The sequence below is a fragment of the Bacillus sp. C28GYM-DRY-1 genome (assembly GCF_030519405.1).
In the GTDB taxonomy this organism is placed as follows: Bacteria; Bacillota; Bacilli; order Bacillales; family Bacillaceae; genus Bacillus; species Bacillus spizizenii_A.
Map to the genome: position 1 here is coordinate 101,309 of NZ_JAUMKF010000011.1, position 21,832 is coordinate 123,140.

The 21,832-nt window shown below is 44.1% G+C and carries 24 protein-coding genes and 2 pseudogenes; 4 read left to right on the forward strand and 22 right to left on the reverse strand.

Annotated features, from left to right (window positions below; genetic code table 11):
- Positions 1-10: 10 nt before the first annotated feature.
- The 12 genes and pseudogenes from dacF to ansA form a co-directional block, all read right to left on the reverse strand.
- The gene (dacF, locus tag Q3W56_RS12615) at positions 11-1,180 is read right to left on the reverse strand and encodes a D-alanyl-D-alanine carboxypeptidase DacF (RefSeq protein ID WP_019714847.1); all 1,170 of its coding nucleotides are present in this window, start codon (positions 1,178-1,180) and stop codon (positions 11-13) included.
- A gap of 159 nt (positions 1,181-1,339) precedes the next feature.
- Entirely contained in the window at positions 1,340-2,155 is an 816-nt protein-coding gene (locus Q3W56_RS12620) for a purine nucleoside phosphorylase I, inosine and guanosine-specific (protein ID WP_019714849.1), read from the reverse strand.
- 12 nt (positions 2,156-2,167) lie between these two features.
- Positions 2,168-3,352: a phosphopentomutase gene (gene deoB / locus Q3W56_RS12625; protein WP_302895699.1), complete on the reverse strand. Its 1,185-nt coding sequence runs from the start codon at positions 3,350-3,352 to the stop codon at positions 2,168-2,170.
- A gap of 162 nt (positions 3,353-3,514) precedes the next feature.
- Positions 3,515-4,405, reverse strand: coding sequence for a site-specific tyrosine recombinase XerD (gene xerD / locus Q3W56_RS12630; protein ID WP_302895700.1), 891 nt, complete (start codon positions 4,403-4,405; stop codon positions 3,515-3,517).
- 5 nt (positions 4,406-4,410) lie between these two features.
- Positions 4,411-4,638, reverse strand: coding sequence for a YqzK family protein (locus tag Q3W56_RS12635; RefSeq protein ID WP_003223970.1), 228 nt, complete (start codon positions 4,636-4,638; stop codon positions 4,411-4,413).
- Between the two features lie 124 nt (positions 4,639-4,762).
- On the reverse strand, positions 4,763-5,212 hold the full coding sequence (gene fur / locus Q3W56_RS12640) for a ferric iron uptake transcriptional regulator (protein ID WP_003223972.1): 450 nt from the start codon (positions 5,210-5,212) through the stop codon (positions 4,763-4,765).
- 112 nt (positions 5,213-5,324) lie between these two features.
- Positions 5,325-5,969 carry a stage II sporulation protein M gene (spoIIM, locus tag Q3W56_RS12645; RefSeq protein ID WP_302895702.1) on the reverse strand — a complete coding sequence of 215 codons (645 nt, stop codon included), beginning with the start codon at positions 5,967-5,969 and terminating at the stop codon, positions 5,325-5,327.
- Positions 5,970-6,077: 108 nt separating this feature from the next.
- Positions 6,078-6,285: pseudogene (locus tag Q3W56_RS12650) on the reverse strand (hypothetical protein); the annotation flags it as partial.
- A 101-nt stretch (positions 6,286-6,386) separates the two neighbouring features.
- The gene (locus Q3W56_RS12655) at positions 6,387-7,706 is read right to left on the reverse strand and encodes an NAD-dependent malic enzyme (protein ID WP_302895703.1); all 1,320 of its coding nucleotides are present in this window, start codon (positions 7,704-7,706) and stop codon (positions 6,387-6,389) included.
- A gap of 17 nt (positions 7,707-7,723) precedes the next feature.
- The gene (mleN, locus tag Q3W56_RS12660; protein ID WP_302895704.1) at positions 7,724-9,130 is read right to left on the reverse strand and encodes a malate-H+/Na+-lactate antiporter MleN; all 1,407 of its coding nucleotides are present in this window, start codon (positions 9,128-9,130) and stop codon (positions 7,724-7,726) included.
- A 142-nt stretch (positions 9,131-9,272) separates the two neighbouring features.
- Positions 9,273-10,700 (reverse strand): aspartate ammonia-lyase, encoded by a 1,428-nt coding sequence (aspA, locus tag Q3W56_RS12665; protein ID WP_019714855.1) that lies wholly within the window; start codon positions 10,698-10,700, stop codon positions 9,273-9,275.
- A gap of 47 nt (positions 10,701-10,747) precedes the next feature.
- Positions 10,748-11,737, reverse strand: a complete 990-nt coding sequence (gene ansA / locus Q3W56_RS12670; RefSeq protein WP_302895705.1) for an asparaginase — start codon at positions 11,735-11,737, stop codon at positions 10,748-10,750.
- 181 nt (positions 11,738-11,918) lie between these two features.
- On the opposite strand from ansA, the gene ansR reads away from it, so the two are divergent.
- On the forward strand, positions 11,919-12,269 hold the full coding sequence (gene ansR, locus Q3W56_RS12675) for an HTH-type transcriptional regulator AnsR (RefSeq protein ID WP_302895706.1): 351 nt from the start codon (positions 11,919-11,921) through the stop codon (positions 12,267-12,269).
- Between the two features lie 8 nt (positions 12,270-12,277).
- Here ansR and Q3W56_RS12680 read toward each other — a convergent pair whose 3' ends face one another.
- Complete coding sequence (locus Q3W56_RS12680; protein WP_302895707.1) at positions 12,278-13,441, reverse strand: TIGR00375 family protein; 1,164 nt, start codon at positions 13,439-13,441, stop codon at positions 12,278-12,280.
- Positions 13,438-13,995, reverse strand: a complete 558-nt coding sequence (gene nudF, locus Q3W56_RS12685; protein WP_302895708.1) for an ADP-ribose pyrophosphatase — start codon at positions 13,993-13,995, stop codon at positions 13,438-13,440. Before nudF ends, Q3W56_RS12680 begins: the two co-directional genes overlap by 4 nt.
- Positions 13,996-14,068: 73 nt before the next feature.
- On the opposite strand from nudF, the gene mciZ reads away from it, so the two are divergent.
- Positions 14,069-14,191: a Z-ring formation inhibitor MciZ gene (gene mciZ, locus Q3W56_RS12690; protein ID WP_014114281.1), complete on the forward strand. Its 123-nt coding sequence runs from the start codon at positions 14,069-14,071 to the stop codon at positions 14,189-14,191.
- A 63-nt stretch (positions 14,192-14,254) separates the two neighbouring features.
- On the forward strand, positions 14,255-15,175 hold the full coding sequence (locus tag Q3W56_RS12695; protein ID WP_019714860.1) for an aldo/keto reductase: 921 nt from the start codon (positions 14,255-14,257) through the stop codon (positions 15,173-15,175).
- A gap of 31 nt (positions 15,176-15,206) precedes the next feature.
- Here the strand turns inward: Q3W56_RS12695 and Q3W56_RS12700 are convergent, their stop codons facing one another.
- Positions 15,207-15,431, reverse strand: coding sequence for a YqkE family protein (locus Q3W56_RS12700; RefSeq protein ID WP_019714861.1), 225 nt, complete (start codon positions 15,429-15,431; stop codon positions 15,207-15,209).
- Positions 15,432-15,595: 164 nt separating this feature from the next.
- Between Q3W56_RS12700 and Q3W56_RS12705 the strand changes: the two genes are divergently transcribed.
- Positions 15,596-16,513 carry an alpha/beta hydrolase gene (locus tag Q3W56_RS12705; protein WP_302895709.1) on the forward strand — a complete coding sequence of 306 codons (918 nt, stop codon included), beginning with the start codon at positions 15,596-15,598 and terminating at the stop codon, positions 16,511-16,513.
- A 36-nt stretch (positions 16,514-16,549) separates the two neighbouring features.
- On the opposite strand, the gene ftsW is transcribed toward Q3W56_RS12705, so the two are convergent.
- The 7 genes and pseudogenes from ftsW to Q3W56_RS12745 form a co-directional block, all read right to left on the reverse strand.
- Positions 16,550-17,695: a putative lipid II flippase FtsW gene (gene ftsW / locus Q3W56_RS12710; RefSeq protein WP_302895710.1), complete on the reverse strand. Its 1,146-nt coding sequence runs from the start codon at positions 17,693-17,695 to the stop codon at positions 16,550-16,552.
- A pseudogene (locus tag Q3W56_RS21035) lies at positions 17,692-18,761 on the reverse strand (FtsW/RodA/SpoVE family cell cycle protein). Before Q3W56_RS21035 ends, ftsW begins: the two are co-directional and overlap by 4 nt.
- Before the next feature lie 15 nt (positions 18,762-18,776).
- Positions 18,777-19,421 carry a helix-turn-helix domain-containing protein gene (locus tag Q3W56_RS12725; protein WP_302895713.1) on the reverse strand — a complete coding sequence of 215 codons (645 nt, stop codon included), beginning with the start codon at positions 19,419-19,421 and terminating at the stop codon, positions 18,777-18,779.
- Between the two features lie 460 nt (positions 19,422-19,881).
- Positions 19,882-20,121: a YqkC family protein gene (locus Q3W56_RS12730; RefSeq protein WP_268400008.1), complete on the reverse strand. Its 240-nt coding sequence runs from the start codon at positions 20,119-20,121 to the stop codon at positions 19,882-19,884.
- Between the two features lie 13 nt (positions 20,122-20,134).
- Positions 20,135-20,458: an iron-sulfur cluster biosynthesis family protein gene (locus Q3W56_RS12735; RefSeq protein WP_129505245.1), complete on the reverse strand. Its 324-nt coding sequence runs from the start codon at positions 20,456-20,458 to the stop codon at positions 20,135-20,137.
- The gene (locus Q3W56_RS12740) at positions 20,455-21,486 is read right to left on the reverse strand and encodes a GNAT family N-acetyltransferase (protein WP_302895717.1); all 1,032 of its coding nucleotides are present in this window, start codon (positions 21,484-21,486) and stop codon (positions 20,455-20,457) included. The genes Q3W56_RS12735 and Q3W56_RS12740 overlap by 4 nt, the downstream gene beginning before the upstream one ends.
- Positions 21,479-21,823 (reverse strand): antibiotic biosynthesis monooxygenase family protein, encoded by a 345-nt coding sequence (locus Q3W56_RS12745; protein WP_302895719.1) that lies wholly within the window; start codon positions 21,821-21,823, stop codon positions 21,479-21,481. The genes Q3W56_RS12740 and Q3W56_RS12745 overlap by 8 nt, the downstream gene beginning before the upstream one ends.
- Positions 21,824-21,832 lie beyond the last annotated feature (9 nt).

The window sequence follows — 21,832 nt, forward strand, 5'->3', positions numbered from 1 at the left end:
TTCGGCATAATTACTTAAATTTTGTCCAGTCTCCCATCGTCCGCTTCAAGAATGTTAAGAACCCGGCTTTCTTCATATCTTCTTTAGCAGCAACAGGACTTTCAGCGAGCACTTCTCCATCCTTTTTCAGAACGAGTGTGCCAAGCTCTTGGCCTTTTTGCACAGGAGCACTTACATTGTCATTCAATTTGATTTCTTTTTTCACATTTTTCATATCCTCGCCTTTTTTCGTCAATATTGAAATCGGCTCAGAAGTAGAGAGTTCGATAAATTTTTGTTTGCCTTTTTTGACCTTTACTTTTGCTACGATTTCATTTCTCTTATATAAAGGATGTGTTTCATATTGACTAAAAGCGAAATCAAGCATCTTTGTCACTTGCGCGTTTCTATCTTTAGGTGTGCTCGCTCCGAACACAACCGCAATGGCCCGCATGTTTCCTTTTTTAGCCGAAGCTGTCAGACAATATTTCGCTTCACCTGTATAGCCTGTTTTTACACCGTCTACGCCAGGATAAAACTTGATCAGCCGATTCGTATTAACAAGCCAAAACTTTTTATCTGTATTTTCCCGCAAATAGTCTTCATACGTGCCGGTAAACTTCGTTATTGATTCGTATTTCAATAATTCCTTAGCCATGATTGCCATGTCATACGCAGAGCTGTAGTGTTCATCCTCGGTCAGTCCGGTCGGGTTTTTGAAGGATGTATTTTTCAAGCCCAGCTCTTTTGCTTTTTTATTCATTTTCTTCACAAATTCTTCTTCAGAGCCGGAAATGAATTCAGCCATCGCTACGGAGGCGTCATTCCCCGATGCGATTGCGATGCCTTTCAGCATTTCTTTGACTGTCATTTCCTCACCGGGTTCAAGGAAAATTTGTGAACCGCCCATTGAAGCCGCGTGCTCGCTCGTACGGACCTTATCACTCATTTTGATTTTGCCTTCATCTAAAGCTTCCATAATTAAAAGCATCGTCATAATTTTCGTCATGCTTGCAGGCGCCAGTCTCTCATTACTGTTCTTGTTGTAAAGCACTTTTCCCGTGTCACGTTCTATCAGCACCGCAGACTTCGCTTCATGAGCAAGCTCCGATGAACCTTTTCCGTCTTGTTTTGCAAATGCAGACGGCGCAAATGTAAGCAGCATTATACCAATCAACAAAGTGGATAAAAGACGTTTCATCTCAAAAGCCCTCCATTTCATAATCCTTTTTATTTTTTCCAAGCGGAATGGTTTTATACGCCACTGATGGAAAATGTTTCGTATCTTTTTTCGGCATAAAAAAAGACAGCTGCGTCATGTCAGACACAGCTGTCTTTTGAACTTGCTATCACTTCATTTTTATTCGTACTGAGCGACGACTGCTTTTACAAGCTGTAAAAATCCTGCTTTTACTTTTTCCGTCACTTCCATTACTTCATCGTGACTTAAAGGCTGATCCAGAATGCCGGCTGCCGCGTTAGAGATACAAGAGATGCCTAGGACACGCATTCCTGCATGATTCGCCACAATGACTTCCGGAACAGTAGACATGCCGACTGCGTCAGAGCCCATTGTTCTTAAGAAGCGGACTTCTGCCGGTGTTTCGTAAGATGGTCCTGTCACAGCGGTATACACGCCTTTTTGAATTGGAATGTTAAGGTCTTTCGCAATGTTTTCAGCCAAGCTGGAAAGGTCTTTGTCATAGGCTGAAGACATATCTGGAAATCTGGCGCCGAAATCGGCTTCATTTGGCCCGATCAGCGGGTTTGTTCCCATAAAGTTGATATGGTCAGTAATAATCATTAAGTCTCCCGCACGGAATTCTGTGTTGACACCGCCTGCAGCATTTGTCACGATTAACGCTTCCACGCCGAGCGCTTTCATCACGCGTACAGGGAAGGTGACTTTCTCCATTGAATAGCCTTCATAAAAGTGAAAACGGCCCTGCATTGCTATAACGGACACTCCTTCAAGGGTGCCAAGCACAAGCTGGCCGGCATGTCCCTCAACAGTGGATACCGGGAATTCAGGTATGTCTTCATATTTCAACTTGACCGGATTTTCAATTTCATCCGCCAAAATACCAAGACCTGAGCCTAAAATAAGGCCAATCTTCGGAGATTCCGGCAGGTTTTGCTTAATAAAATCGGCTGCGCGTTCAATTCTGTCTTTCAAGAAACAGTCCCCCTATTGTAATAAAGATAAAAAGCTTTTCCCGTATTTCGGTTTATTCGTTTGGAAATTATCAGCGATCGTAGCGCCGATATCAGCAAATGTATCTGCAAGCGGCAGCATTTGCGCTTTCTGATGTTTTTTGCTGTAAGCGAGAATCGGCACGTACTCGCGTGTATGGTCGGTTCCGTGATGAATCGGATCATTACCGTGGTCAGCTGTAATGATTAACAGATCGTCTTCTTTCATTTTCTCAAATACTTCCGGAAGACGTGCATCAAATTCTTCAAGCGCGCGTCCGTAGCCTTCTGGGTCACGGCGATGTCCGAATAAAGCGTCAAAATCAACAAGGTTTGCAAAGCTCAGACCAGTAAAGTCTTCTCCCAGCGTATTGATCACCTTGTCCATTCCGTCCATATTGGAAACTGTTCTCCGTGACGAGGTAATGCCTTCTCCGTCATAAATATCAGAGATTTTTCCGATTGAGATCACATCTAAACCGCTGTCTTTCAATTCATTCATAACAGTGCGGTCAAACGGCTTAAGCGCATAGTCATGACGGTTTGGTGTCCGTTTAAATTGTCCCGGCTCTCCGACGAACGGCCGTGCGATAATACGGCCTACCATATACTTCGGATCAAGCGTCAGCTCTCTCGCCGTTTCACAAATGCGGTACAGCTCTTCAAGCGGCACAACCTCTTCGTGAGCGGCAATTTGCAGAACAGAGTCAGCAGATGTGTATACAATTAAAGCCCCTGTCTCCATGTGCTCCTGGCCAAGTTCATCCAAAATCGCTGTGCCGGAAGCCGGCTTGTTTCCGATAATTTTGCGTCCAGATTTCTTTTCCAGCTCCTGAAGCAGTTCATCAGGGAAGCCTTCCGGGAATACTTTAAACGGTTTATCAATATACAAGCCCATGATCTCCCAATGGCCGGTCATGGTATCTTTACCGTTAGACGCTTCTTGCATTTTTCCATAATACGCAAGCGGATGTTCTGTTTTTTCTACACCTTTGATGTCTCCGATGAGACCTAGGCCGAGCTTTGCCATATTCGGCATATGTAATCCATTCATATGCTCACCAATATGCCCGAGCGTATTGGCGCCTTCGTCATTAAAGTCAGCGGCATCCGGCGCTTCGCCGATTCCGACTGAGTCCATCACAATTAAAAACACACGATTATATTTGTATGCAGGCATCTCATGAAAGCCTCCTTTTTTTCTATACGTCTATTGTATCGCTAAGAGGTCAGACAACTCAAGTATAAACCGTTTTCATTCCCGTTGACAATGCATTCAGAAATAATGAGAAACTTCAATATTTTCTGTCGCCCTAAACAAAAAAGCCGCAGCCACCTGCGGCTAGGCGCGCGGATGAAACTGCTTGTACACATCCTTCAGCCTTGTTTTCGTCACATGCGTATAAATTTGCGTCGTCGATATATCCGCATGGCCGAGCATTTCCTGCACCGCTCTAAGATCAGCCCCGTTCTCAAGCAGATGGGTCGCAAAGGAATGCCTGAGGGTATGCGGGGTCAGCTCTTTTTTAATCCCCGCTTCCAGTGCGATTTTCTTCAGGTTTTTCCAAAATCCCTGGCGGCTGATCTGTTTGCCGTGATGATTTAAAAAGAGAGCGTCAGACACATTGTTCTTCAGCAGTTTCCCCCTGGCTTTGGTTATATATTCCTCAATGGCGGAAGCGGCCGCTTCACCGATTGGCACAATTCGTTCTTTTCTTCCTTTCCCGAAGCAGCGGACAAAACCCATGGATAAATGAACATCTGCCGTTTTCAATTCAATCATCTCACTGACTCGTATGCCTGTCGCATAAAGCAGCTCCAGCATTGCTTTATCCCGATAGCCGAAAGGACTCGTCAGTTTAGGCGTGTCCAATAATCGTTCGACCTCATTGAGCGCGAGCACCTTCGGAAGCGCCCGTTCGGTCTTTTGTGTTTCGATATGAACGGAAGGATCCTTGTCCGTCACCTTTTCCCTGAACAGAAATTGGTGAAAAGAGCGAATCGATGCCAAATGACGCGCCGATGTCTTGCCGGATTTCCCCGAGTCCTTCAAGTGCTTTAGATATTGGATAATATGTATACGGGTTACGTGATTCCAATCCGTAACATGAAGGGTTTCTGTTAAATAGTGAGAATAGCTTTTCAAGTCACGTTCATAGGATACCACTGTGTTTTGGGAAAGCCCTCTCTCTACCGTGACGTAGTGGATGAAATCCTTTATTTGATCTTTCACTCTATCTACTCCCCGTTTTGGTAAAAAAAGATCAACCGGTCGAACCATCCGCCCTTTTCATCCTGATCCATTTCAACAACTTTTACAGCGGAGCCTTCCGGTTTATCGTACCGATGATAGTTTTCATACTCTTGATTCACCCATATCATAGCATAATAGAACAGAGCGGTAAAACCGGTAAACAGGATGAAAACTTTCAATGCATCGAGAGCTGTTTTTAGGAATCTTCCCATGTCCTAATCGATCCTTTCCCTATGGTTCCAGTTATTTAAACCATATGCCAAATCAGAAAGGTTTTATACATAGAAACAGCAAAAAACCCTTTCCCTATGAGAAAAGGTTCGCGCTCGGCACCATCTATTCAGTTTCTTTTCCGTTACAGCGGTGGCATATGCCGTGAAACGTCAATCTATGATCTTTAATCTTAAATTTCCAATCACGTTCAATGATTTCTTCCACGTCTTCAAGCAAATCTTCTTCAATTTCATCAACGGCTCCGCACTCCATGCACACCAAGTGGTGATGAAAGTGAGCTGCACCCTCTTTACGAAGGTCATAACGGGACACGCCGTCTCCAAAGTTAATTTTATCAACGACTTTTAATTCAGTTAATAATTCAAGCGTACGGTATACTGTTGCGAGACCGATCTCAGGAGATTTCTCTTTTACGAGGAGGTATACATCTTCTGCGCTTAAATGGTCTTCTTCATTTTCAAGCAGCACTCTTACTGTCGCTTCACGCTGAGGCGTAAGTTTGTAGCTGGATGAGTGCAGTTGTTTCTTAATTCGATCAATACGGTTTTCCATGTCTTTCCCTCCTACGCCGCATTCCATGACTCATTATAACAAAATACGCGCGGAGTTCCAACTATAATTATTATAAACTGATAAATAAAACGATTTTCTTTTAATAATAATTTTAAAAAAGTTTTGATGTAAGCTTTTCCATTAAAACTGGAGATAAATATGCTTCAAAGAAAGATGAAATGAGCGCTAAAAACAGTATGACCAGAAGCACAAAGGCATACCGACCGAACCACTGAATCGGCGCGTCATGAAGGCTTCGTTTCACAAACAGCTGCCTGATTAACTTTAAAGAAAACGCAATCGCACACGTGCCCATTATGAGATAAGCCGGAATCAGCAGCACATTTTGGGGCAAAACGGAGACAAAGGATAAGAAAAAACCGCTGACTCCCATCTGATTGACAAGGAACCCGACAGTAAAGCCGACAACGATGCCTTTCAGAAAGATCATGATAAAAATAATCGGCATCCCAATGACAGAAATTCCCAATATCCACATCAATCCTAAATACTTTGCATTATGAAAGATACTTTGCCCAAACATATCAGATGAACTTGCCTGTTTTCCATCCGAAAGCTGTCCGAAAAATTGGCTTAAATAGTAGTATAAATCTTCTTTCTGGCTGATGGTCATGCTGTTGACAATAATCGCGCCAAAGATGACACCCATGAAAAATAGCACTGAGACAAATATATAAAGAGAGAGATGATCTTTAACATGTCGGAGAAACATGTCCTTATAAGAGATTTTTCGCATACCGTTTCCTCCCGCCCGCTCTAGTGATTTGATTTAATAGATTGTATGAAAGAATCGGAAAAACATGCCCATTTTCAAAAAAGAAATGATAGAGAAGAATGCAAGGCATCTTTTTGAGGCAAAAAAATCCTTCTCACCAACTGCCGTATGATGAGAAGGATTCTTATGCTTCCGTTTATTCAACATCTATTTTTTACTTATTACCATTCTTTCATATGTACTGAACGATGGTGTGCTGCCTCTTGATAATAAGAAGGTCGCGTCCGCCATTTCTAAGCAGATGCTCCCGCTTCTTTTTTGCTCGGCTTTTTGCCATGCTGATTACACCCTTTTTTATTTTCACAGCAATTACAGCAGGCAAATCATCATATGATGAGAAAAACAACACCTGTTTATGCCAGGTGCTGTTTGACTTCTTTATTTGACTGCTGTTAGAGCTGCATGCTCGACCGCAGCTGCTACTTCATGATGGACTTTTGAATCAAGCGGCTGAGGGACTACATCGCCTTGTTTTGTGCAGGCTGCGATGGCCTCTGCTGCGGCAACAAGCATATCATGATTAATCTCCTTGCTTTTCGCATTGAGCGCTCCCCTAAAAATACCCGGGAAACCGAGCACATTATTAACAGAACGTCCGTCCGCTGCATATGCGGCGCCAGCTTGCAGCGCGGCCTCCGGCTCAATTTCCGGCTTCGGATTCGATAAAGCCAATATCACTTGACCAGAACGTACAAATGCTGGTTTAATTAAACCCGGAACGCCCGTTGTAGCGATGACAATGTCACAGGTTTCCATGAGCTCCTCAATGCTGGCAACTGCCTGTCCGCCGTATTGTTCGAGACGGTTCATTGCAGCCTCCGATTTGTCTGTTCCGTACACAGCTTTCACGCCGTAGGCCATAAACATCCGGCAAATGGCAACGCCTGCTGCACCCAGGCCAATTTGCCCCACTTTCGCTTCTTTCAGGTCAACCCCCGCACTCCTGCATGCCGAAATGGCAGCTGCCAGCGTGACAACAGCTGTACCATGCTGATCATCGTGCATAACAGGGATGTTCAGCTCCTCTTTTAGGCGGTCCTCAATTTCGAAGCAATGCGGCGAGCCGATATCTTCAAGCAGAATGCCGTTAAAACCCGGAGAAATATGCTTTACCGTTTTGATGATTTCTTCAGGATCACTCGTATCAAGCAATATCGGAATGCCACTAATACCCGCCAGCTGATCAAACAGAGCAGCCTTTCCTTCCATAACAGGCATGCCTGCCACAGAGCCAATATTTCCAAGACCGAGAATTGCTGTTCCATCCGTTACAATCGCTACAGAATTACTGATCGTTGTATAAATAGACGCTTTTTCAGGTTCTTTTTCAATCAGCCTGCACACGTCTGCAACACCTGGTGTATAGACACGTCCGAGCTCTGCCAGTGAGCGGATTGGCATTTTGCTTTTCATTTGGATTTTTCCGCCTTCATGGGCGGAGAGGACCTCATCAGACACGGTGTGAAGCCTGATCCCTTCTCCCAAGGCCTGTACAGCCGCGATCACTTCCTGAAGCTGTTCTTCATTTTCCACTTGAACGGTAATATTCCGCATTGTGTAGTTGGGACCGACCTTTACCGTCTCCACTTCACCAATATCTCCGCCCAGAAGGCCAATTGCCGTAGCTACCCTTCCAAGATTTCCGGGAACCGAAGGCGTTTCGATCATCAGTGTCCGAATCATGTGTTTCGCTATCATTCAGTGATCCTCCCCTATTAGCCTAGTTTTTCGGCTTTACCTGTATTGTTTTTCGTATACCATATAAATTTTCCTGTATAACCATAGATAATAGCAAGACCTATTGCAACAAAACTGAGCCACATAAACGGCAGATAAGAGAAGGTAGAAACTCCTAGTATCCCCGCCATGTAAATACCGTTATCAGACCAAGGAACCATACCTGAAGTCAATGTTCCCCCGACCTCTGAGTTACGGGAAAGCACTCTTCTGTCGATATTTAATCGATCATAGCTGTTTTCCATGATCTTCGGTGTCAAGATAAGAGATACATACATCGCACAGCCGAAGATGTTCGCTAAAAACGCTACAATCAGCGTAGATAAAGTGACGTTGCCAGGTGAAGTTAATTTCTTTTCAAACATAGAGACGATCACTTTTAAGACGCCAAGCTTTTCAAGCAGTCCGCCAAATCCGAGACCAAAGATAATGACGACTAGGGAACCGAGCATTCCGACGATGCCTCCGCGATTTAACAGGCCGTTCAAGAATTCAACATCTGTTTTAATCGAGAATCCGTTGTAGGCAGTTGCAACCGCATCCGCCGGGTTCATGCCTTGGAAAACAACAGCCCAGATAGCCCCAAGCAAAGCGCCAATTACGATAACCGGCATCGACGGCTTTTTCATCGACAATAAGACAATGACAACAACAGCCGGAATCAGCATCCAAATATGAATGTCAAATGTATTTTGCAAAGAAGATTTCAAAAATTCAACTTTATCAAGATCAATATTTTTCCCGCCGTACATAAAACCAGTAACTGTAAAGAGAATTGCTGTAATCACATACGCTGGCACAGATAAAAAGAGCATAGCCCTAACATGGTCTAAAACATCCACTTTCGATAGAGAAGATGCAAGAACTGTGCTGTCTGAAAGTGGAGAAAGCTTGTCCCCGAAATAAGCGCCTGAAAGAATAGCGCCGGCTACAAGTGGAAGCGGAAGGCCTAATCCTTCTCCAATTGCGATCATGGCAATGCCGGCAGTTCCGACTGTTCCCCATGATGTTCCGGTTGCTACAGACATAATGGAACAAATAATTAACGTTGCTAGTAAAAAGATACTAGGGTGAATAAATTCTAAACCATAGTAAATCAGAGTCGGGACGATCCCTCCGGCTATCCATGTTCCAATAAGCGCTCCTACTGAAACAAGAATCAGAACGGCTTCAAGACCGTTTGATATACCATACAGAATAGCATTCTGCATATCTTTATAAGAATAACCGAGTCTGATTCCGAGAATCATAGCGATAAACCAGGAAATGAAAAGCGCGAGCTGTATCGGCATATCTAAAAAGACAGTAAATGACATGACAAGTGCTAAAAATGATCCTAGTACAATAATGATTTCGAATAATGTTGGCAGTCTTACATCCTTCAAAAGAAGTCCCCCTCCATGTAAAAAGCTAAAACGCTTTCAATAAATAGTGCAACACGTATACTATACTTCCTCATCCCTATGTTGTAAACAGCTTATTCATCCGGGCTATACGTGGATGAATAAGCTGTATTTTGTATAAATTTTATTTTTCTAATAGTTCTTTCCCTGCAATACCTGGTTTTGTCATCTCAAATGGGTTTAGAATAAGATCTAACTCTTCTTCTGTCAGCACATCATGCTGCAGGCATAGATCACGGACTGATTGACCTGTCATTATTGCTTCACGGGCAATTCGGGCTGCTGCTTCATACCCTAGGTGGGGATTGACTGCAGTAATCACTCCTGCGCTTTTTTCCACGTATTGTTTCAAACGTTTTTCGTTGGCTTCGATGCCTTTTAAGCAATTGTCAGTGAACGAACGGAAGCCGTTGTTCATAATGCTGATGGATTGAAGCAAGTTAAAGACAAGCACTGGCTCCATGACGTTCAATTCAAGCTGGCCGGCTTCTGAAGCAAGGCAGATTGTATTATCGTTTCCGATGACCTGGAACGCAATTTGGTTGATTAGCTCGGCCATAACCGGATTGACTTTCCCCGGCATAATGGATGAACCCGGCTGACGTGCTGGCAGAGAAATTTCCGCAAGGCCGGCGCGCGGTCCTGATGCCATCAAGCGGAGGTCGTTTGCGATTTTAGACATGTTCATCATGCAGACCTTTAAGGAAGCCGATACCTCTGTATAGGCATCTGTATTTTGTGTCGCATCAACGAGATGATCAGCTCCGACAAGGGGAAGACCGCTGATATCAGCAAGGTGCTTTACAACCTGTTTGATATATTCAGGATCGGCGTTCAAGCCTGTACCCACAGCAGTTGCGCCCATGTTGACTTCATACAGGTGCTGGCGTGATTGCTTGATCCGTTTAATATCACGCTCCAGAACACGGCTGTACGCTTCGAATTCCTGGCCAAGACGAATCGGGACAGCATCTTGAAGGTGTGTCCGGCCCATTTTAATAACAGAATCAAATTCCTGAGCTTTTTGTTTGAACACACTATGCATATCTTCCATTGTTATCAGCAGTTTTTCCAACAGCTTCAATGTGGAAATATGAATAGCGGTCGGGAACACATCATTTGTAGACTGTGACATATTCACATGTGTGTTCGGGCTTAAATGGATATAATCTCCCTTTTGATGTCCCATGATTTCAAGCGCCCGGTTTCCGATCACCTCATTCGCATTCATGTTCATAGAAGTACCGGCACCGCCCTGAATCGGATCGACGATAAACTGATCGTGCCATTTGCCTTCCAGAATCTCATCAGCGGCTTGTACGATAGCTTGGCCAATTCCTTCATACAGCCGTTTCACGTCCATGTTGGCAAGAGCTGCAGCTTTTTTTACAATCGCCAGCGCGTTAATCATTTCTTCATGGATCTTGTATCCCGTAATAGGGAAGTTTTCAGAAGCACGAAGCGTCTGGATTCCGTAGTAAACATCAGCTTCAATTTGTTTTTCTCCAAGAAAATCTTTTTCCACGCGGTATTCTTTTTGGCCGTTTAACATAATCTTTAACCTACTTTCTCTCTTTGTTGGTCATAGTTTCTGACAGTTTACAGAACAACGTCATCAGCAATTGGCGTTTCCATAATTCTCTTGACGACTGGAAGATCTGAAGACTGGCCGAGTGCCCACATCAATTTTGGCACAATTGCTTCTGTGTTCATATTTCTGGATCGGATAATTAAGTCTTGGTTGACTCTGCGGCCGACCTCGTAAATACTCATATCTTCGCCTTCTTCGAGACATTGAGTTGTGATTACGACGACAATGCCGCTTTCGATTAGCTCATTCACTTTTGACAAAATGTCTCTGCCTTCAAACGGCACGCCCCCGCTGCCATAACTCTCTATAACAATTCCTCTGTATATGCTTTTCAGGGCATCAAACATTTCAGGCTTTAAGCCTGGATGAAGCTTGAGCAGACATACATCAGTACATAGTGAAGTATCAACTGTGAAGGTGTCGTTCTCAGGTTCCGTTACTTGTTTGTTGTATTCGATCCCGTCTTCATTGATAAAAGCGATATATGGGTAATTGATGCTTTCAAATGCGTCGTAGCTTTTCGTTCTTAATTTGATCGCGCGCGTTCCTTGAATGACTCTGCCGTCAAACACAACATAAACGCCGCCCACGCCTTCACAGGCAAAGCGAATCGCGTCTGTAATATTTTTTTTGGCATCGGTTTTTTGGAACGTGATCGGGATCTGCGAACCGGTGATGACAATCGGCTTTTTGGCATGCTGCAGCATATATGATAGTGCGGCAGATGTATAGGCCATTGTATCTGTGCCGTGTGTAATAACAAACCCGTCATAGGCATCATAATTATCCTTAACGGCTTCCGCTATTTCCACCCAGTATTCAGGTTGCATATTGGTGCTGTCTATATTCATAAGCGACTGAGTTTCCATCGTGTAATCGTTATCAAGTTTTGATACGTAACTTAATAATTCATCAGCCTTGACTCCGGGAGCCAGCCCATTTTCTCCTTCAACTGAAGCAATCGTTCCCCCAGTTGTCAACATCAATAATTTTTTCATACCATGCACCTCTTCACTGTCTCTAAAGATGGGTTGCGAGAAGGCATTCGCTTATCGCATACTTTTAATGCAATTATAGACACGGAAAATAAAATACGCAAGACATTATTATTCAATTCGCGTACACTTCCTAATACCTATATGATATAATCAGCTCAAGGTGAAAAAGGAGCGAAAGTTCATGAATCTAGATCGTTTAACTGAATTGAGAAAAAAGAAAAATTGGTCGCTTCAATATACAGCTGACCTTCTGGGTATCGCAAAAAGCACATATGCCGGCTACGAGTCAGGCTACCGGCGGCCTTCGCTTGAGGCACTTGCCATGCTGGCTGACCTCTTTGACACAACCTGCGATGAACTTTTAGGCCGCGAGAAACAAAAGCAGACTGCTCCTCAGACCATTGAATTGACCACGTGGAGCAGCCTTAACTTTAACATTTCTGTTGACGGCAAGCCGCTGAGTGAAGACGAAATCATCCAGTTGATCACCTTTATCCGGACAAAAAGAAAAGTGCAGGAGGAACTTGGTTAGTCTTTAACTCACCGTTTAATTTTCCCGTAGGTTCCTCCTCCTCCGGCTTTCAATTCCAGCTTTCCGGATCTCGCTTTTACAATAAGAGCCGCGGTTTTCGGCGGGACAACGCGAGCCAAATCTTCTTCTGCAGCCTCATGAAGAACAGCCATTTCTGTTCCGAAGGCTCTTTTTAGTTTGTCCAGCGTTTTCGGACCAACACCAGGAACAAATTGCAGCGGGATCTGATGCACATATCGCGGACGCGAGACGCGATCTTCAGGCTGATCAATCAATTCACGCAATCTTTCGCTTACTCCCTTAGTAAATTTGGCATTTCCGCAATTCGCGCACACCGTTTCCCCGCTCACAGCAGGTTCTCCGCACGCTTCGCAGGCCGTCAGATAATATTTCCCCAATAATGGGTCCAAGCCGTAATTTGCGGTAATTGTTCTTTCACCCTGTCCCCTTAATGCAAGAGCAAATTCAGTAAAATTAGCTGACTGTACATATAGTTCGTTATATTCTCTGCCGATTTTGGCTAACGAATGCGCATCAGAATTTGTTAAAAACGTATACTGATTCAACTCAGATACGTGTGAAGCCATGTCTGTATCACAGCTTAACCCAAGCTCCACCGCATCTATCATAGAGGGATCAAAAACCTCAGTTAAGCTTGATTTAACGCCTTTCCCATATAAGCTTTTATGCGGTGTAAAGATATGGGCGGGGATAAACAGTCCGCCCATTTCCTTCACTTTTTTTTGCAAATTCAAGCCCGTTTCATAAATCCGTTGTGAGCTTAAGTGAATATTTTTCAGCCGCGCTGACAGCCAGTTTGAAAACAGCTTCATATCAGCCAGCGTCGGCATAAAGACGAGCACATGGATCGGTCCGCTGCTGGCTTCATCATAAATCTCCAGTTCGCTTCCCAATAAAAGAGTCGTACTGCGATAACGAATCCCCCCGCCGTCAAGCTCGTGATATCTTCCAGATGAAATGCCTTCCTCAAGCTCTAAGATGACTTCCGGAGAATGACAGTCGATAATGCCAAGAAGGTCAATTCCTTTATGTTCACTGGCTTCAACTAAAATTCGGTCCAGTGTTAGCGTTTTGGCGCCTGTTATTTTGACAGCCCTTCCTGTAAAGGTCCGGCCGATATGAATGTGCAAATCCGCGTAAATCTTTTTCATTTTTGTGCTTGGAGCGCTTCTTTCAGCTGAAGATACTGAATCGCATAGGCTGTTTTAGCATCATATACTTCACGCGATTCAACGAGCTTCAGCGCATCTTCAAGCGTCACCTCCATCACTTCAACAAACTCGTCCTCATCAAGCTCCCGTTTTTCTTCGAGTACAGAAAGCTCTTCAGCAAGGAACACGTGAACAATTTCATCAGCAAAGCCGGGCGAGGTATAAAACGCAGTGATTTTTGTCAGTTTTTTCGCTGTATACCCCGTTTCCTCTTCAAGCTCCCGAAGTGCCGTGTACTCCGGCTCCTCCCCTTTTTCAAGCTTTCCGGCAGGAATTTCAACGATTGCTCGCTCAAGCGGCTTGCGGAATTGTTTCACCATAATGATTTTCCCTTCATCGGTGACAGCTAATACGGCTACAGCTCCAGGGTGTTTCACAATTTCACGTTTACTCGTTTTCCCGTTTGGCAGCTCCACGTCCTCAACATAAAGATCAATGACTTTACCTGAAAAGATCTGTTCTTTGGATATTGTTTTTTCTTCTAATGAATTCATTTCTTCATCTCCCGTTCTGTCTCTATATAATGCCCCATACATTTTATCATACTAGAGAAAAGGGGGCTTCTTCGTGAAAGTGCACCGCATGCCAAAAGGTGTTGTCTTAGTCGGAAAAGCATGGGAGATTCGAGCGAAGTTAAAGGAGTACGGCCGCACATTCCAATATGTGAAAGATTGGGTCTCTAAGCCGTAAAAGTTGAAACTTTTGCTCCTTTATATTACGGTCAATACAAAGCCTAAAAAAAGGAGTGTGCACATGAGAAAGCGCAAACTGGGTACATCTGATTTAGAAATAAGCGAAGTCGGACTCGGCTGTATGTCTCTTGGGACAGAAAAAAACAAAGCCTTGTCCATCCTTGATGAAGCGATCGAGCTTGGCATCAACTATTTGGATACAGCTGATTTGTATGACCGCGGACGCAACGAAGAAATTGTCGGTGATGCCATCCAAAACAGACGCCAAGATATTATTTTGGCAACGAAAGCGGGAAACCGCTGGAATGACGAAAGCGAAGGCTGGTATTGGGACCCTTCAAAAGCTTACATAAAAGAAGCCGTAAAAAAGAGTCTAGCACGGCTGAAAACGGATTATATCGATCTTTATCAGCTTCACGGCGGCACGATAGAGGACAACATTGATGAAACGATCGAAGCGTTTGAGGAATTAAAACAAGAAGGTGTGATCCGTCACTACGGTATTTCTTCCATCCGCCCGAATGTGATAAAAGAATATGTAAAAAAATCAAATATCGTCAGTATTATGATGCAGTTCAGCCTGTTTGACAGACGCCCTGAGGAATGGCTTCCGCTTTTAGCGGAACATCAAATCAGCGTAGTCGCCAGAGGTCCGGTTGCCAAAGGACTCTTAACTGAAAAACCGCTTACACAAGTGGCGGACAGCATCAAACAAAACGGGTACTTATCCTATTCGTTTGAGGAATTGACAAATGCCCGCACAGCGATGGAGAATGTCGCGCCCGATCTGTCCATGACAGAAAAGTCGCTGCAATATCTGTTAGCACAGCCTGCTGTTGCCTCAGTGATAACAGGCGCCAGTAAGATTGAGCAGTTACGTGAAAACGTTCAGGCTGCAAACGCACGGCGTTTAAGCGAAGAAGAAATCAAAGCGCTCCAATCTCATACGAAACAAGACGTTTACGAAGCGCACCGCTCGTAACAAAAAAACCAGCACCAGTGCGGGTGCTGGTTTATTTATATTGCTGCCAATCCAACGGGCTTTCATTAAGGAGCTCTTCAAAGCTTTTGTTTTTTTCGATCTCTTTTTTCTTTCTGATCTGCTCTGCTTTTTCTCTTTCCTGCCTCTTTTCATCCTCTTCCTTCAATTGACTCTTCATCTCCATAAGCTTTGCTTTGATGTCGGATTGAAGGCCATCTTTTAACTGGTGTTTGTCAGCGGATTTTTGTTTTTTCACGCAGACTTCCCCCCCATGTTTTATTTTGAAGCCAGTTTATCACGGAGCATATAGATCGAACAAGCGGACTCTCTTCTGAAAAGTTTTTGATCAGCACAGCACTGCTTAGGTATAATGATTTCAAGTATAAATTTCCTGTATTTAGTTGAAAGGTGCTGTGACTTTTGAAGAGAATCCTTTTGGCCATTGGCGCTCTCTTAACCGCTGTTATCGCAATCGGAATTGTTTTTTCAAATATCATTCTCTTTATCAAGAAAAAGACAGATGAAGACATTATCAAAAGAGAGACAGACGACGGACACGATGTGTTTGAATCCTTCGAGCGAATGGAGAAAACCGCTTTTGTGATCCCATCTGCTTACGGGTATGATATAAAAGGCTACCATATCGCACCGCATGACACACCAAACACCATCATTATCTGTCACGGGGTAACGATGAATGTGCTGAATTCCCTGAAATATATGCATTTATTTCTTGATCTCGGCTGGAATGTGATTGTTTATGACCATCGCCGACACGGACAAAGCGGCGGAAAGACGACTAGCTACGGGTTTTATGAAAAGGATGATCTCAGCGAGGTTGTCCGCTGGGTCAAGAATAAAACAGGCCATTGCGGATTAATCGGAATACACGGTGAATCAATGGGAGCTGCGACTGCACTGCTTTACGCTGGTGAACACTGTGAGGATGGCGCTGATTTTTATATTGCCGATTGCCCGTTCGCACGTTTTGATGAACAGCTTGCCTATCGGCTGAAAGTGGAATACAGGCTCCCGTCTTGGCCGCTGCTCCCCATCGCCGACTTCTTTTTGAAGCTGAGGGGCGGCTATCGCGCAGGCGAAGTATCTCCGCTTGCTGTCATTGAAAAAATCAAAAGACCGGTTCTCTTTATTCACAGTAAGGATGATGATTATATTCCCGTTTCTTCAACCGAGCGACTTTATGAGAAGAAACCTGGACCGAAGGCACTGTATATTGCCGATAACGGTGAACACGCCATGTCGTATACGAAAAACCGGGACACATACCGAAAAACGGTGCAGGAGTTTTTAGACAAAATAAAAACGCCAAAATCTTAGTCCCAACCTAGTTTTTTCAACTAAAAATGAGGCCTTCTATAAAAGATAGGCCTCACTTTTTTTACTCCGCTTAACGTGTGATGAGATGTTGACCAATATTCCGGCTGAAATCAGCATGAACATTAACGAAGAACCGCCATAACTGACAAACGGAAGAGGAATTCCGGTAATGGGAAGAAGGCCTAAAACAGCGCCAAGGTTAAATAACGCTTGAATCATGATCTGGAAGGTAAGGCCGATCGCCAGCAGCTTTCCAAACGGATCATTGATTAGCACAGCGATCCGCACGCCTCTGAACATCATTAACAGGTAAGCTCCGATGATCATCAACAGTCCGGCCCCGCCGAGTTCCTTGGTCATGACTGCCATAATAAAGTCCGTATGGGCTTCAGGTAGAAATCCCAGCTTTTGAACGCTGTTTCCCAAGCCATTTCCCCAGAACCCGCCCGAATCAATGGCAAGGTAGGAATTGATTAACTGGTAGCCGTCTCCGTTTTCATCCTGAAAAGGGTCGCTGAAAGATGTCAGCCTTCTTAACCGGTACGGCGCCGTCATAGCAAAATATGCAATGCCGGCCCCGGCAATTGTTCCAAGAAGCAGTAAATGCCGTTTTCTGATGCCGGCGCACAATAGAACAGCTCCGCAGCTTAATAGGATCGAAACGGAGGTGCCCAAGTCCGGCTGTTTTAAGATGAGAAAGAACACGGCAGCCAAAATGAGCAGCGGGGGCATGACGCCCTTTCCGAAATTGGCGATGTATCTCTGTTTTTTTGCATACACGTAAGCAAAATAAATAACCATCACAAGCTTCACGGCCTCAGACGGCTGAATGATGAGCGAACCGATTTGAATCCACCTTTGGGAATTGTTTTTCTCCACCCCAATCCCCGGGAGCAAAACGAGAATCAGCATCAAAAAAGAAAGCTTTACTAAAAACCGGATGAGTTTGCCGTAAGCTATATAAGGGAAGTAGACGGCAGCCGAAAAAAAGGTCAAACCGATAAGCAGCCATTGCAGCTGCTTCACAAAAAAATAGCTGCCATTACCGTGCTTTATATATCCGAGGGGGTAGCCGGCACTGTAAACCATCAGCAAACCAAGCGAAGTTAAAAACAGAACCGATGCGATCAAAACATAATCAAGCTTATTTAGATGGGAAAAAATCACCTTAAGCACCTTCAATCCCACCCCCTGCCGAACATATAATGCTTAGATCTGATATTCACACTGAAAACGAGACCTAAAGCAATCATATTGGTCAACAGCGCACTGCCGCCATAGCTGATAAACGGAAGAGCGAGCCCTGTCACTGGCATTAATCCGATTGTCACCCCATATTTTGAAACACTTGGAATATAATTAAACCTGCAACCCCCGCAGATATATAAACACCGAACAGACTGTTCACCAATCACGGCGAATATAAAATCGGTATGAGCCTCCGGAATTTTCCCTCCTTGAACTTGGACTCCATGGGTAAAGCCGCTTCCTGTCAACTGACCCGAACCTACCGCCACTAACGACTGCGTCAGTTGGTATCCATATGTAGATGCATGTTCATGAGGGCTGAGCCAGCCGTATATCCTGTCAAGCTGATGAGGTTTAATGATCTTTGAAAACATCTCAAAGTAATAATTGTGCAAAAACGTCAAAAAGGCGATTAATGCTATGAATCCAAGTGACAGGGACATGATCATTCTGCCCGAAATCCCCGAGACCAGCATAACGTGAAAGCAATCGACAAAATCACCAATGCAGAGCCTAAATCAGGCTGAATCAATATAAAGAAAAACGGAATCATTGTGTACAGCATGATTTTACCCGTCGGAATGATGCTCTCTGTGAAGGAGAACCTTTTATGCTGATATTGATTGAGTACCGAAGCCAACAGAAGAATCAAAATAATCTTCATAAATTCTGTAGGCTGAATTTCTAACACCCCGAAGCTTATCCACCTTTGTGAACCATTTTTATAAGTTCCAAAAAAATGAACGAGGATGAGGAGAAAAACAGTTCCCACAAATAACCTGAGCGCCAATCGTTCGAGCAGCTCGTAATCGATATAAGCTTTTCCTGCCATTATGCCAAACCCGACAAGATACCAAATGACCTGCCGTTTGGCAAAATAAAAAGGGTCCTGTGTTTCATACTGCCCCGATCCGCTGTAAACAGCCAGTAAACTGATGCAAAACAGACTAAATAAAATGAGCAGAAGAATGATGTCAATGTTGGTTTGTTTTTGTTTCATCTTTCACATGCTCCATTATGATTTAGGTGACAATTGGTTGAAGACGAGTTGAATCGCTGCGGCGTCATCGATATAGCCAATCGGAAAAATATAATCCGGTATAACATCAACAGGCGCAATGAAATACAGCAAAGCACCGCCTATCAGGAGCATTTCACGCGGCGTCCCCTGACCCGAAGTAAATCTGAAATACATGTCGTGCAAACGGGTCAGGAAAGGACCGATGCCGCTGACTTTCTCGACTTTATGTGCAAACTCGTCCTGAATCGTATGCTTCCCCTCCTCTGTCTGAGAATATTGCTGGTACTCAGTCAATCTATTTTTCAGCTCTTCCTTCGTAAAACCCCGGTCATAGACATTTGAAGTTTGCAAAACGTCTTCAATTTCATCAATTGATGAGTGAATATCCGGACAGTCGTTGTCCTGCTTCTTCTCCATTGTATAGCCGGCAGCCGTCATCAGCTCATCAAAAGAAACGCCAAGACTGACTGAAAACCTTTGTAAATGATTCAGGTTTGCTTTTCTTTTGCCATTGATGATTCTCGAAATAGTCGCTTTATCAATTTGCGTGCGTTCGCTCAATTCCCTTAATGATAAAGACCTTTGCCGTAAATGCTCTTTCAGCAGCGCTCCTAGCTGATTTTCCTTTTGTTCATCCACAATCCTGTTCTCCTTTCACATTAAAAACTTACAATCTATCAGTCTAAAGCCTAAGACGGTATGATGATATAGAAGCGTTGTCATAATGTCAACAAATAGCCGTAATAGCCCGGAACACCTAGTGATTTCTAGTATAAAGTCGTTGACAATAAAACAAAATAAGAGTGAGCTTGAACTCTCATTCCTTCTTCTATCATGAAAACCCCTTCGTTTTTTACGATGATCCAATGATTTTTCTTCTATTATCGCAGTGCCCGTGAACATATGGTTGGGCCTTTGCACGCTGTTACTTCGGTATTCTCGACAACTTATCTTTCACAACTTCTACGACAATATTTTGGTTGGCAAACCAATCGCTCGCAACACGCTGGTGGCTACTCGGAACCTTAGGTCTTGCCCGGTTTTTTCTTTCCATAATAAAAAAGCGAAAGGCCTCTTCGGGCTCTTTCGCTTTTTTATTTCACAAAACGTCGGTAATGCCATCCATATTTTCTCTGATCCATTCAATCGCAAGATCTATCGTTGTAAACTCCTGCGTTTCGAATGTCATTTCATCCTGCAATAGCCAAACATCTTTTTTGACGGATTCTGCTCCTCCAATTGACCAGTGAAGCAAAGAATAAGGATGGTTTTGATTTAGGAAGGATACCCACGTTTTATTTTGTGCTGTGTTCTTCATTGCCTTCAGCTTTTGTTCCACGTTTCGTGTCTCCCTACTTTACTAATATGCTCATTCTGGGGCTGAGCATTTCAGCCGGGCTTTTCAGCGCCAGTGTTTTGGCTTTTTCATTGTAATCGATCGTCATTTGATCGTCAAAAAACACTTTTTGCGATGATTGGATATACAGCGGGATGCCGTTCGTTTCTAGCTGCTCGCACTGTCCCGTTAATTCTTCTGCCAGCCAGATTGTCGGCACACCGCTTACCGCGCAGCCGCATCCTTCTGCATCGTAACGAAGTTGGGCTTTCTTTTCTGGGTTGGCGTCAAATGCCTGCTGCAGTGCTTGTTTAGCAGCATCTGTCACATGTATGTTCATAAGGTGAGACCCCCGTTTTCATCATTTTCGCAATTGTAGCATACAACGCTTCCATTCGCATTGTTTCTGCCTTCATTCCACCGCTTTGCATGTTCTTCTGCAGTCTTGATCCAATCATCTTTCCCTTGTATGTACTGATTAATGCAGTCCGGATACTGGGTAGCCAGCTGTTTTTTGAGAACGGCATATTCTTCCGCTTTTTGTGGATGAGCTCTGAGATAACCTCTGAATAACAGGTGCCTTTCAATAGCAGGGTTTCCCTTTTCGTACATATGGACATGATGGGTGCGTTTATTTCCTCCCTTTTGGAAATAACGTCTGCCAGGTATGCCGTTTTCCCCTTTCGGTGTATAGCCGATAGCCTTCATTTGTAAATCATAATGGCTCACCGCTTCAATGCTTCTGACTTCAATTAATATATCAATGATTGGCTTTGCCGCCATATCCGGTATCGATGTGCTTCCAATATGATGAACATCAATGATCTCCGGTCCGAGCGCAAGCTTCAGCCATTCTTTTTTTTCCTCAAAACATTCTGACCATTTTTCGTTGTAGAGAACAACTTCAACTTTTCGTTGCGGATATAAATGAAAAACAGACAGCAATAGCCCCTCCGCTGCTTTGACTGTTTCTGTCTTTTGGAAGCCCGCCTGTGTATAAAGGGACACGGCCGGTGTGTTTTTCTCGGCTGTGACTACTTCGATTTTCTCAGCGTCTTCGTTTTGAGCGATGACAAATTGTAAAAGTGCTCGTCCAATCCCTTTTCTGAAGCCGTCTGGATGCACCACAAGCCTGCAAATGGTGAGATGATGCATGTTTATCTCATATGAAATGACACCGATCAGTTTGCCGTCTTTCCGATATCCCGCAAACTGTTCATGAGATGCTTGAATATCCTTCGCCTTCTCTTGTAAGGCAGGAATACCGTCAAAACCGATAAGCTCCGCTTCTTTTATGTAGGCGGGCTGCTGCACAGCAATAATCTCACGCGCTGTGATGTCTCCCTTATGCTGAAGAAATTCAATCATTCTCTTCTCCTGAAAACTGCCGCTGCCTCTCGACTTTTGCGATGCGGACTGCATACGACTCGTACCAAACGCTTTTTCCTTTTTCTTTTGCCGCTTGATGTTCAGTGTGATGCCTCCAGTGGTTAATGGCGTCCATACTGTCCCAGTAGGAAACCGTTATGCCCCTTCCATCCGCTTCACGGACGCTCTCGACACCTAAAAATCCCGGTTGATCCGCCGCAAGCGATACCATCCGCTCCGCTGTTTCTCCATATCCTGTGTCATTATCGCTTTTGACAGATGAAAAAATGACTGCATAGTAAGGTGGCTCAGGTATTTTTGATAAAAAATCCATCATTATTCCCCC

What these genes read in the sequence shown, in the direction of transcription:
- aspA (WP_019714855.1), bottom strand. Translation starts at nt 10,700, where the DNA reads ATGTTAAACGGCCAAAAAGAATACCGCGTGGAAAAAGATTTTCTTGGA.
- deoB (WP_302895699.1), bottom strand. Translation starts at nt 3,352, where the DNA reads ATGCCTGCATACAAATATAATCGTGTGTTTTTAATTGTGATGGACTCA.
- Q3W56_RS12680 (WP_302895707.1), bottom strand. Translation starts at nt 13,441, where the DNA reads ATGAAAAAGATTTACGCGGATTTGCACATTCATATCGGCCGGACCTTT.
- ansA (WP_302895705.1), bottom strand. Translation starts at nt 11,737, where the DNA reads ATGAAAAAATTATTGATGTTGACAACTGGGGGAACGATTGCTTCAGTT.
- Q3W56_RS12740 (WP_302895717.1), bottom strand. Translation starts at nt 21,486, where the DNA reads ATGATTGAATTTCTTCAGCATAAGGGAGACATCACAGCGCGTGAGATT.
- Q3W56_RS12655 (WP_302895703.1), bottom strand. Translation starts at nt 7,706, where the DNA reads ATGATAGCGAAACACATGATTCGGACACTGATGATCGAAACGCCTTCG.
- spoIIM (WP_302895702.1), bottom strand. Translation starts at nt 5,969, where the DNA reads ATGCGAAAAATCTCTTATAAGGACATGTTTCTCCGACATGTTAAAGAT.
- ansR (WP_302895706.1), top strand. Translation starts at nt 11,919, where the DNA reads ATGAATCTAGATCGTTTAACTGAATTGAGAAAAAAGAAAAATTGGTCG.
- Q3W56_RS12635 (WP_003223970.1), bottom strand. Translation starts at nt 4,638, where the DNA reads ATGGGAAGATTCCTAAAAACAGCTCTCGATGCATTGAAAGTTTTCATC.
- fur (WP_003223972.1), bottom strand. Translation starts at nt 5,212, where the DNA reads ATGGAAAACCGTATTGATCGAATTAAGAAACAACTGCACTCATCCAGC.
- Q3W56_RS12695 (WP_019714860.1), top strand. Translation starts at nt 14,255, where the DNA reads ATGAGAAAGCGCAAACTGGGTACATCTGATTTAGAAATAAGCGAAGTC.
- Q3W56_RS12735 (WP_129505245.1), bottom strand. Translation starts at nt 20,458, where the DNA reads ATGAACATACATGTGACAGATGCTGCTAAACAAGCACTGCAGCAGGCA.
- dacF (WP_019714847.1), bottom strand. Translation starts at nt 1,180, where the DNA reads ATGAAACGTCTTTTATCCACTTTGTTGATTGGTATAATGCTGCTTACA.
- nudF (WP_302895708.1), bottom strand. Translation starts at nt 13,995, where the DNA reads ATGAATTCATTAGAAGAAAAAACAATATCCAAAGAACAGATCTTTTCA.
- Q3W56_RS12745 (WP_302895719.1), bottom strand. Translation starts at nt 21,823, where the DNA reads ATGATGGATTTTTTATCAAAAATACCTGAGCCACCTTACTATGCAGTC.